At 64.3% G+C, this 10,218-nt stretch carries 8 protein-coding genes and 2 pseudogenes; 4 read left to right on the top strand and 6 right to left on the bottom strand.

What is annotated here, in order from left to right; genetic code table 11:
* The 3 genes and pseudogenes from WA317_RS12135 to WA317_RS12145 form a co-directional block, all read right to left on the bottom strand.
* Positions 1-335 (bottom strand): annotated as a pseudogene (locus tag WA317_RS12135) (polysaccharide deacetylase family protein); the annotation flags it as partial.
* Positions 336-533: 198 nt separating this feature from the next.
* Positions 534-1,637 (bottom strand): transglycosylase family protein, encoded by a 1,104-nt coding sequence (locus tag WA317_RS12140; RefSeq protein WP_425173272.1) that lies wholly within the window; start codon positions 1,635-1,637, stop codon positions 534-536.
* Between the two features lie 246 nt (positions 1,638-1,883).
* Positions 1,884-2,255, bottom strand: a pseudogene (locus WA317_RS12145) (transposase); the annotation flags it as partial.
* Between the two features lie 237 nt (positions 2,256-2,492).
* On the opposite strand from WA317_RS12145, the gene ponA2 reads away from it, so the two are divergent.
* Positions 2,493-4,961, top strand: a complete 2,469-nt coding sequence (gene ponA2, locus WA317_RS12150) for a transglycosylase/D,D-transpeptidase PonA2 (RefSeq protein WP_425173265.1) — start codon at positions 2,493-2,495, stop codon at positions 4,959-4,961.
* Positions 4,962-5,042: 81 nt separating this feature from the next.
* Here the strand turns inward: ponA2 and WA317_RS12155 are convergent, their stop codons facing one another.
* The 3 genes from WA317_RS12155 to WA317_RS12165 form a co-directional block, all read right to left on the bottom strand.
* The gene (locus WA317_RS12155; protein ID WP_425173266.1) at positions 5,043-6,227 is read right to left on the bottom strand and encodes a PrsW family intramembrane metalloprotease; all 1,185 of its coding nucleotides are present in this window, start codon (positions 6,225-6,227) and stop codon (positions 5,043-5,045) included.
* Positions 6,224-6,886, bottom strand: coding sequence for a hypothetical protein (locus WA317_RS12160; protein WP_425173267.1), 663 nt, complete (start codon positions 6,884-6,886; stop codon positions 6,224-6,226). The genes WA317_RS12155 and WA317_RS12160 overlap by 4 nt, the downstream gene beginning before the upstream one ends.
* A gap of 66 nt (positions 6,887-6,952) precedes the next feature.
* The gene (locus WA317_RS12165; protein WP_425173268.1) at positions 6,953-7,669 is read right to left on the bottom strand and encodes a C39 family peptidase; all 717 of its coding nucleotides are present in this window, start codon (positions 7,667-7,669) and stop codon (positions 6,953-6,955) included.
* 279 nt (positions 7,670-7,948) lie between these two features.
* On the opposite strand from WA317_RS12165, the gene WA317_RS12170 reads away from it, so the two are divergent.
* The 3 genes from WA317_RS12170 (at position 7,949) to WA317_RS12180 (ending at position 10,061) form a co-directional block, all read left to right on the top strand.
* Entirely contained in the window at positions 7,949-8,251 is a 303-nt protein-coding gene (locus WA317_RS12170) for a hypothetical protein (protein ID WP_425173269.1), read from the top strand.
* 237 nt (positions 8,252-8,488) lie between these two features.
* The gene (locus WA317_RS12175) at positions 8,489-9,382 is read left to right on the top strand and encodes an SPFH domain-containing protein (RefSeq protein ID WP_425173270.1); all 894 of its coding nucleotides are present in this window, start codon (positions 8,489-8,491) and stop codon (positions 9,380-9,382) included.
* Between the two features lie 229 nt (positions 9,383-9,611).
* Entirely contained in the window at positions 9,612-10,061 is a 450-nt protein-coding gene (locus WA317_RS12180; RefSeq protein WP_425173271.1) for a DUF5994 family protein, read from the top strand.
* Positions 10,062-10,218: the final 157 nt, after the last annotated feature.

Below are 10,218 nucleotides of genomic sequence, written 5' to 3' on the forward strand. Positions count from 1 at the left end.
TTGACGAAGTAGGTTAATCGCAGCCCAGTGTCCTTGGCGAACTGTGTGTACATGCGTACCACGTCACTGTCGACACCGTCGTCAAGTGTCAACGCCAGCGAATCACCCTTGCCCGGCAAGCTCCACAACGTTCCGCGGCCCGGCAGCAGGATTCGAGATGCTGCCGGCGGCGGTGGCAGCAGTCCGGGCATTCGATACGTCGCCGACGAACCCGAGGGAGCAGCCGCTTTGGCGACGGCGACGACTCGCGGTGCCGCACCAACTTGACAGCGGGCCATACCAACGCCTGAAACGACGGCGACCGCCAGACCTGCCATGAATTTGCGCCGGTTCAGCTCTGACACGTGAACTCCATCAGATCAAGACGCAAATTCCTAATGCGGGCCGCGAATCGGCGGCAACGCATTTTCACCGTCGCGAACCGTACCAAGAGCAACGCCAAATCCCCGTTGAACACCGCCGTGGTAAGACGTTTCGATTCAATCACGGGTTCTCCGCTGGACCGGAGCGCCGCGCCCGGCGAGATCGTCAGTTCACCTCAGTCTGGCGCCGCAAACCGGCCACGCGCCCCAGCCCTGTCGTCCCCGAGTCGCCATCGCGATCGCGATCTGCTCTTCTCGGGTGGCCAGGTCGGCACGCGGCGCATAGCGCAGCCCGCCGTACGCCTCCCAGGTGGTTTGGTTGAACTGCACGCCGCCGTAGAAACCGTTGCCGGTGTTGATGTCCCAGTTGCCGGTGGACTCGCAGGACGCCAGCGCATCCCATGTCGCACCGTCGCTCACCAGCGGCACTTCAGTGCCCTCCTTGGCGCCGATCCGCTGAACCGATGGGCGCGCAGGTGTCACAATCTCGTGCGCCAAGAGTTGCCGATCGGCTACGGCGCCATTGACGGTCAAGACGGCGAACGTGACGTCCTGCGTGCCGGGAGTGCCGGGCGCCTCGAAGATTTGGCGACTGATGTTCATCGTCGGGTCCTCGATGCGCCACGTCGACGGCGGCAGCGGCATGCGCGCGGTGATGGTCTGCGTCCGGACGCGAGTGACCTCGACCTGCATGTCCTCGGTGACCGGCGTCGACGCCGGCGGCACCACGTTGTCTTGTTGTTCCAGCGGCGCGCCGGTCGCGGCCAGCAGCATGCCCACGTTGGGCGCCGCCACGCGCCGGGTGCTGGGCACACCGCCGTCGTCGATATGAACATCCTTGGGGCTCACCAGCGGCAGCGCCATGCCCGCCAGCGGTAATCGGCTGGCACGGGACGCCGCGACGGGGGCGGCGTCGCTCATCGACAGCTGCTTGAGGGCCTCATCGACAGTGGTGGCCGTTGTCCACACCTGCTTACTCTGCTGGCCGTCGATCGACACCTGCAGCGGCCGGCCGCGTCGCAGCACGATGGTGTCGGACCCGCGGACCGGCAGATCGGCGGCCGGATAGAGCTCGTCGTGGTCACCGACGGTTAAGCCGTTTTCCCGCAGCACATCGATTACCCGCGACTTCATCGTCGACACAGTCTTCGATGAGCCGTCGACAGAGAGCGTGACGGCTTTATGCACCGCGACGCAGTAGCCGCCGGCGACGGTCAACGCCAGCAAGACCGCACCGACCAGGGCACGCTGCACCTTCGTGTTTCGGGGGGCCACGTTGGCGTCACATTTTGTGGCCGGGCGAGTCTCGCGTCGGCGCAACTGCTTTGGCAACTCACCACCGGGACCGGGTGTGCCAAACGTCGCGTCCTCGACCTTATCGATCCGTTCGGCGTCGGCGAGCATAGCGGCCGCGGCCGCCTCAGGAACAATGTTGGCCCGCGCCCGCGTCCCGTCCTGCGCGACTCGCACCAGCCTGACCATGTCCGCCGCCTGGCACAACGCCAAAGCCTGCGCGAAGAGGTGCCAGAGCGCAGACGGGTGCGCCCTGCGGAATTGGATAATCGCTCGATAGTCCGGGCCCGCCCCAGCGGCGAGCCACCGGAAGGGCAGTTCCTCAACGCAACTGCGTTCGATCACCCGTGACGAGCGCACCCCGATGATGTAGCCGTATAAGAGGATGCGCAGCATCGGCCGTGGATCGTAGGGCGGCGCGGCGCGCCCGTCGGTGCAGGCGGACCAAATCGGGCCAAGGTCCAAATGCTCATCGACCAACTCGGCAACACATCGGGCCAGGTGCTCGGCCGCCCGGTCATCCAGCGACCGCGGGAACCATCCCTGATCGGGACCCAATACCCGGGAAGCCTTGTCCGCCGGACGAGTCGGCCTGGTCATATGGGCTTGTGCACGTCGTCCAAGATCAACCTCGAACAATCCACCATCACTGGGTTCATCGGCCAGCCCATCGTCGCGCGTCCCGGCGCAATCGGCCGATAACCCGCCCGGCGTGTCGCCTATCCACCTCCACGCAGATCCAAGACCTCTGTATGCGCTGAATACCGCACCATCAAAGTTCAGTATGTTCTGGGCGTTTCGCCGCAATCTGGGGGCCGGGCCGCGAATACTTTAGCTATGTTGGATCGCCCGACTTCCGTATTGGTCGCCAAGCTGGCGGGGTGCTGCCTGTTGGCCGGGGTGGTGGCAGCGGCATTGATGTTTCCAGTCGCGGGCGGTATCGGACTGTTGCTCAACCGCGGCTTCGACATTGTCGCCGCCGACTCCGCACAAATCCTCGAAGGTGATATCCCGCAGGTCTCGACGATGGTCGACGCCGCCGGACACCCGATCGCCTGGTTGTATTCGCAGCGGCGATTCGAGGTCCCCACCGACCAGATCGCCGACACCGTGAAGCTGGCCATCGTGTCGATCGAGGACAGGCGGTTCGCTGAGCACATCGGGCTGGACTGGCCCGGCACGCTGACGGGCCTGTCCGGTTATCTGTCGGGCAACCTCGACACCCGCGGCGGATCGACTCTGGAACAGCAGTACGTCAAGAACTACCAGTTGCTGGTGACCGCGCACAACGACGCCGAGAGGCGAGCCGCGGTGGAGATCACCCCGGCGCGCAAACTGCGCGAGATCCGGATGGCGCTGACGCTCGACGAGAAGTTGTCCAAAGCCGAGATCCTCACCCGCTACCTCAACTTGGTCTCGTTCGGCAACGGCGCGTTCGGTGTGCAGGATGCCGCTCAGACGTACTTCGGCATCAACGCCTCGCAGCTGAACTGGCAGCAGGCCGCGCTGCTGGCCGGCATGCTGAAGTCTACGAGTGCGCTCGACCCCTACACCAATCCTGAGGAAGCGCTGCTGCGGCGAAACGTGGTGCTGGACACCATGATCGACAATCTCCCGCAGTACTCCGGCGAGTTGAGTGCGGCCAAAGCCCAGCCACTGGACGTGCTGCCCCAACCGAATGAGCTGCCGGGTGGCTGCGTTGCCGCCGGCGATCGCGGTTTCTTTTGTGACTATGTGCTGGACTACCTGGCGCGAGCCGGCATCAGCAAGGAGAAGGTTGCCCGTGGCGGTTATCTGATCCGCACCACGCTGGACCCCAGAGTGCAGACGTCGGTCAAGCAGGCCATCGAAAAGTTCGCCAGCCCGACGCTCGACGGCATCGCCAGCGTGATGAGCGTGATCAAGCCCGGCAAGGACGCGCATCGGGTGATTGCGATGGCCACCAACCGCAACTATGGCCTCAACAACGACGCGCACGAAACGGTGCAGCCGCAGCCCTTTTCGCTCGTCGGCGATGGGGCAGGCTCCATCTTCAAGATCTTCACCACCGCGGCGGCGTTAGAGATGGGCATGGGGATTAACGCTGAGCTGCAGGTGCCTGGCTTCTTTCAAGCCAAAGGCATGGGCAGCAGCGATACGCCCGGCTGCCCCCGAGAAACCTGGTGCGTCGCAAACGCGGGCCGCTATCGCGGCTCGATGAACGTCACCGAGGCGCTGGCCACCTCGCCGAATACCGCATTCGCGCGGCTGATCCAACTGGTAGGGGTGCCGCGTGCGGTCGACATGGCGGTCCGGCTGGGGCTGCGGTCCTATGCGATTCCGGGAACGGCGCGCTCCTACGACCCGACAGGCAATAAAAGCTTGGCCGATGTGATCAAGCAACAGAACATGGGCTCGTTCACTTTGGGTCCGTTCCAACTGAATGCACTCGAGCTCGCCAATGTGGCGGCGACCCTCGCGTCCGGCGGCATGTGGTGCCCGCCGAGCCCGATCGACAAGATCCTGGACCGCAAGGGCAACCGGGTGTCCGTGAACACCGAAGCCTGTGACCAGGTAGTGCCGGAAGGACTGGCGAACACGCTCGCGAACGCCTTGAGCAAAGACGACCAGGGCGCCGGCACCGCTGCGGGCTCGGCCAGCGCTGCGGGCTGGAAGCTGCCGATGTCGAGCAAGACCGGAACCACTGAGTCGCATCGATCTTCGGGATTCGTCGGCTTCACGAATAGGTACGCGGCGGCGAACTACATCTTCGCTGACACCAGCGCACCCTCGGGCATCTGTTCATACCCACTGCGCAAGTGCGGCCGCGGTGACCTGTACGGCGGTAGCGAGCCTGCTCGCACCTGGTTCGAGGCGATGAAGCCTCTTGCCACCGATTTCGGCGACGTCCATCTGCCGCCAACCGAGCCGCGCTACGTCGACGGCGCGCCGGGCGGCCGGGTACCCGATGTGTCCGGCCTGAAGCTGGACGCGGCGCGTCAGCGCCTCAAGGACGCCGGTTTCCAGGTCGCCGACCAGCCCACCTCAGTCAACAGCTATGAGCCCTTCGGTGCCGTGATGGGAACCACCCCGAGCGGTCAAATCATCCCCGGCTCAGTCATCACGATCACCATCAGCAACGGAGTTGCGCCGGCACCCCCGCCGGCTCCGGTGCGGCGGCGCGAGCCGATTGTTGAGCCCGATAACGATGCGGTTGGCGGTCCAAGCGACACAGGCCCTCCCCCGCAGGGGGATTCACCGGGCTTCCAAATTCCCGGGCTGCCGCCGATCAACATGCCAATGCCCGAACCGCCACCGCCGCCTTAAGCGCCCCGTTACCAACGGGCGCGGAAGTCGGTCGTGGTGCTGTGAAAAGCTGAGGCCTCCCAGGCGGCGGGCGTCGTCGACTCACCACACCGGCGCAATCCCAGCGCGAATCCTGCCGACCTCAGCACGGGCAAACCGCACCCGACCGGTGTCCGCGCCCCGCTCGGCGGCCAGCGCACGGGCCAGGTCATAGGCAGCATGGAGCACGTAGCGGGCCCGCTTGCGTTCGCGACGCTTCCGCCCGGCGGCTTTGCGATAACGCTTGCGCGCCTTGCGGTTACCAACCATCGCGTCGAGTTCGGCCGAAGTGACGACCCCGCGGGCCTCCTCCGGAGCCATCACATCGCGCAAAAAGTTTCGCTCCCGCGCGACCGTCGCGTTGTACACCCGCACCGCGATGACCAGCGCCGCGACGATCAACGCGAGCAGCAGACCCAGCGTCGCCAACGCGCTTTGGCCGGTGACGGTCGTCGCGGTGTCCCAGGCCCCATGCAGCAGCATCGCCGTCACCACCAGCAGCAGACCCCGCCCGATCCGCCGGGGTTCAGCGGGCCGGCCGAGCAGATAGATCAGCCCGGCGCCGAAGATCGCGCTGTACACAATGTGCGCGCCGACCCCAGAGACCATGCGCAACACGATGGTGCCCAGCGATGCCCCCACCTGATTGGCGCCGAACTCCGAGCCGGCCGACGTCAGCGCGTAGGAGATGTCTTCGATGATCTGAAACCCCAGACCGATGAACGCGCCCAAGATGAATCCGTCGAACGCGCTGCGCACCTGCCGCGGCGCCAACGCGATCAACAGCAGCAAACCGAAACCTTTCGACCACTCCTCGGTGAACGACGCCGAGAGCCCCGCCCCCCAATCCAGCGCCCACGCCTGACCAAAAGCTTTGGCGTACAACGACATCAGCGCGTCGTTGGCGTTGGCCGCCATGTTCCAGGTCGCCGCGAACCCGCCGTACAAAAACCCGACGACCATCAGCTTGGCGGGCAGCTTGGCGTAGCGGTCGATGTGCACGGTGAACCACCAAAACAGCGCCGCGTAGATGCCGAACAACGTCACCGCCAACCCGATCGCCGGGCCGTAGGCGTTGTAGTCGCGGGCCAGCTTGGCGGCGAAGCCGAACACGCCCGTTACCACCAGCGCCAGGTATCCCCAGAATGCAAGATTGCGCGGCTGGTAGAAGCTGAACCGCCTGCCCCACCCTGACAGGTCCAGCGCGACGTCGCGGGCACGGTCGAGGTCGGTCAGCGTCGTCGTCACGACTTCCCCTGTCCGCCACGGTTAATGCTGCGGATCATCCGCAGCACGGCCGACGTGGGCTCGGTGCCGCCCTCGGAGCGTCCGGTCGCCTCGGCCTCCACCCCGTGTTGATCGAACACGAACGCTGCGATCACACCGTCTCTTTGCGGACCGGTGATCCGCGCCGTCGCACCTTGCTTGCCCTGATCGTTGACGATTGTGGTGTGCCCGCCGGTGACATGCACGCCGCGACCGCGGTTGAGCGCATCAGACGTCTTCTCGATCTGGTCGAGCAAGTCGTTGGCGTCGCCGCGGAAATGCGCCGTGCGCACCGTGAACGTTACGCCCTGGTTCACGACGGTCGCGGTCTCGGGATACGCACCGGACAACGGGGCACGACCGGCGCGGACACCGGAGGTGATCCCCCAGCCGGCCTCCGGAACAAACGTCACGTCACCCTGCAGCTCGATGACGTCACCGGCTTTCACGACGTCGCGGTAGGGGACCGCGGCGTTGACGAGCGGCAACACCACCGACATCACGAAGGCCAGCGCGAACACCGCCAGTGTGGGCGCGATGGTGCGCCGATCCAGTCCGAACAATCGCTGATCAGCGGGCACCCAGCGGTCGTCGGGTTCGAACCTCGACGCCGACGATTCGTCGGTTGCGACATCCGGCATAGCTGCCCATCCCCCCGGGGTTGCGCTGGTCGTTTTTGACCAGCGTGCGTTAGACGACGACACGGGCTAATTGGTGCCGGACCGCGCCGATTTCGGTGAGTCGTTCGCCGTCCCTGGCAGTCGGTGGTGTGCGTTGGTTGATTGCCGGGTTTCTTGGGTGACGATCAGCAAATTGTTGCTGGTCGCCCAGGCTTGGTTGAACGTGGCCATCGGGATCTGCTCGTCGCGCCCGTTGGGGGTGCCGCTGTCGTTGAGGTGGACGATGTCGGCGCCGGTGTCGACTCCGGTCACGACCACGGCGTGGTCGGCCGTGGTCCGCTGGCCCTGGCCCTGCGGGTAGTTCCAGATGGTTTCGGCGTTGAGCGCGGCGATCACTTTGTGGCCGCTGGCCAGGTCCTGCTCCACTGTTTCCATGGTGTTGCCGGTTGTGAGGTTGGACTGGATGCCGTATTTCTGCAGCAGCACGACCATGTCTTCGGGTGAGGTGCCGTCAAAGGAGTAGATGGCGCCCCGGTGGGCCACGCTTTTGGTGAAAATGCCGCGTAGCTCGACGCCGACTTGGGTTGGTTCTCTTCCGGTGAGCTGGCCGACCACGTCGGCGACGGCCATCAGGCCGCAGTCTTCCTGGTGCTGGTAGCGCCAGTAGGCCGCGTCGGCTTGGGGGTTGCCGTACATCTGGCCGTTCGGGTCGCCGTGGGCTACCCCGGCCAACCCGACGAAGGCCGCGACGATCAGCGGGGCCACGCCGGCGGCGCGTTTCGCGTTGAGGTTGTCGCTGAACATGCGTCATTCTTAGCACTTGCCGGACTTCGAAGGCTTGCCGTTACCACGTCTGCCTGCGGTCGAAGTCCCGCAGAAACCCGGTCAGGTTCACCCATGCTCTGTCAAAGGCGCTCAATTGCCAGCGCACCCGCCCGCCTCAGGTTTCAGCTGCATCCGCGACCAACGCTTGCCGATTCTCGTCATGTATCGAAAACCCGGTACCAAAACGTCGGACTCTGTTCAGCATCTCGTCGGCTTGGAGAGGTCGTTACGCCACTACAACCCCCAAGACTCCCGGACATGAGCACTCCGGTAAGCACTCCATCGCCCGGGCCCGGCTGGTGGCAGGCGGCAGATGGTCAGTGGTACCCGCAGCGGTGGGAGACGACGTTCACCTACTGCACGCACGAGTCGCTGGAAGCGGTGATAGCGGAGGCCAGCCGCTTGACTCAGGAGTACGGACTGCAGGGCTGGGAGATCGTGGGCTCCTCGGTGCAGCGGGTCCAGGTCGCGCACCATTTCAGGGGATATGACAAGGGCGGCGATCTGTATTTCGAGTGGAGCATCGTCTCCACCATGAAACGGCCCCTCCCGCCTAGGTAGGCGTCGTCCTCGTCCTTGATCCGCTCTTGCTAATCGGGTGTCGACGCTCGCGGCCTAAGTGACAGGAAGCGTCACCACTTCCCCGCTATTGCCGCTACTTTCACCGTCGGCGACAACCATACGGCTACCGCGTTGACGTCACCTATATCGCGGTGTGTACTGGAGATCTATCACCGAATCAGAGCCACCGGCATGTATGTCGCAGTACTCCGATTTCTCGCTTCTTAAGGACATGTCATGAAAGCTCTGATTGTTGTCGCTGTGGCGCTGCTCGTTGTCGCCCTATTCGTTCTGTCGCTCTCGGTCAGGGTGGTCACTCAATACGAGAAAGGTGTGTTGTTCCGGCTCGGGCGAGTGGTGGGTGTGAAGGAGCCCGGCCTGAATTTGATCATCCCCGTGATCGATCGGCTAGTCCGTGTGTCGTTGCGTATTGTGACGATGCCGATCCAGTCGCAGGGCATCATCACCCGTGACAACGTCAGCGTTGACATCTCCGCGGTTGCCTACTTCCGGGTCGTCGACGCGGTGAAATCGGTAATCGCCATTGAAAACGTTGGAGCCGCAATCAATCAGATCGCGCAGACCACGCTCCGTAAGGTCGTCGGCCAACACACCCTCGACGAGGCGCTGTCCGAAACGGACGTGATCAACGCCAGCATCCAGACGATCCTTGACGGAGCCACCCTCGAGTGGGGCATCGAGGTGAACTTGGTTGAGCTGAAGGACATTCAGCTGCCTGAGAGCATGAAGCGCGCGATGGCCCGGCAAGCCGAGGCAGAACGGGAGAAGCGCGCCAAAATTATTGCGGCGGAGGGCGAGTCGATGGCCGCAGCTGCCCTCGGGAATGCCTCGGATACGATGATGGCACATCCGCTCGCGCTGCAACTGCGGAATCTGCAGACGCTGGCCGAACTCGGTGTGGAGAAGAACACGACGGTCGTGTTCCCTGCGCCGATTATGAGCGCAATCGGCGAACTTGGCAGTTTTCTCGCCCGTGAAACCGCTGCCGCACAGGGGATCACACCCCCGCCGGCCGCCGTCAAACCACTGGCGTCATCGGCCGCCGGTGACGGGACCAAACCAGAGACCCCGAATGGTACAGCGCCCAACCCTGAGCACACCGCCGTCTGAATCGGTGCCGCACGTTCGGCGCGTCACACGCAGGGATTTACGCGACGCCGGACCCGCCGGCTTCATCTGAATCATCGGAAAACGCCGATCGCAGAACGGTATTCACCGGTTCACCAGAGGCGTAGAGTGGAAAACATTGGCGATACTTCGCACATGGCCGCTCTGAGGTCGTGTCGTCGCCGATTCGAATGATGTTTGGCCGACTCGAGGCCAAGACAGGAGCGTCGCCATGACGCTGCAAGAAGCCCAACCCGAAGTCGGTCGACACTACACCCCACCCGATCACACGCCGCGGCTGCGACTGAAGCCAAAAGCGCCTGTATCCGGCTATGTGGACGGGGCCTGGTGGCCGCATTCTGACGACCTCACGAAAGAGCTTCCCGATTTGCTTGCGGTGCTGTCGGTTCGGCTCGGTGCCATCGATCGTGTGATATATCGCCTCAGCGAATGGGCTACAGCACCCGCTAAACTCGCGACCGGCGGGCGCAAGGTGCGACTCAATGGATACCGAATTCAGCCGATCAACACCCTTGAGGTGGTCGGCGTCCACCGCAACACGATCCTGCTGCTGGTAGTCCCGCCGTACACCGACCCCGACCACGCGCACAGCACCTTGATGGCGGCGGCGGCCCCGGACAACAACTGGACCGTCGACGACCTACTCACGGTCAGCGTGTGAGGTAGGGAAGCTCACACGCAACCGGCTGCATGAGTAATCCCATGCAGCCGGTTGCTGGGTGAATCGGGGTCCTCAACGTGCCGGTTGCCCATCGGTTTGCCGGACGCGCGAGAAACGGCTGAGCAGCCCACTCCCCGGCCGGCGGGTCGTCTTCGTC

Origin of the sequence: Mycobacterium sp. (assembly GCF_049802695.1) — a bacterium.
Lineage (GTDB): Bacteria > Actinomycetota > Actinomycetes > Mycobacteriales > Mycobacteriaceae > Mycobacterium.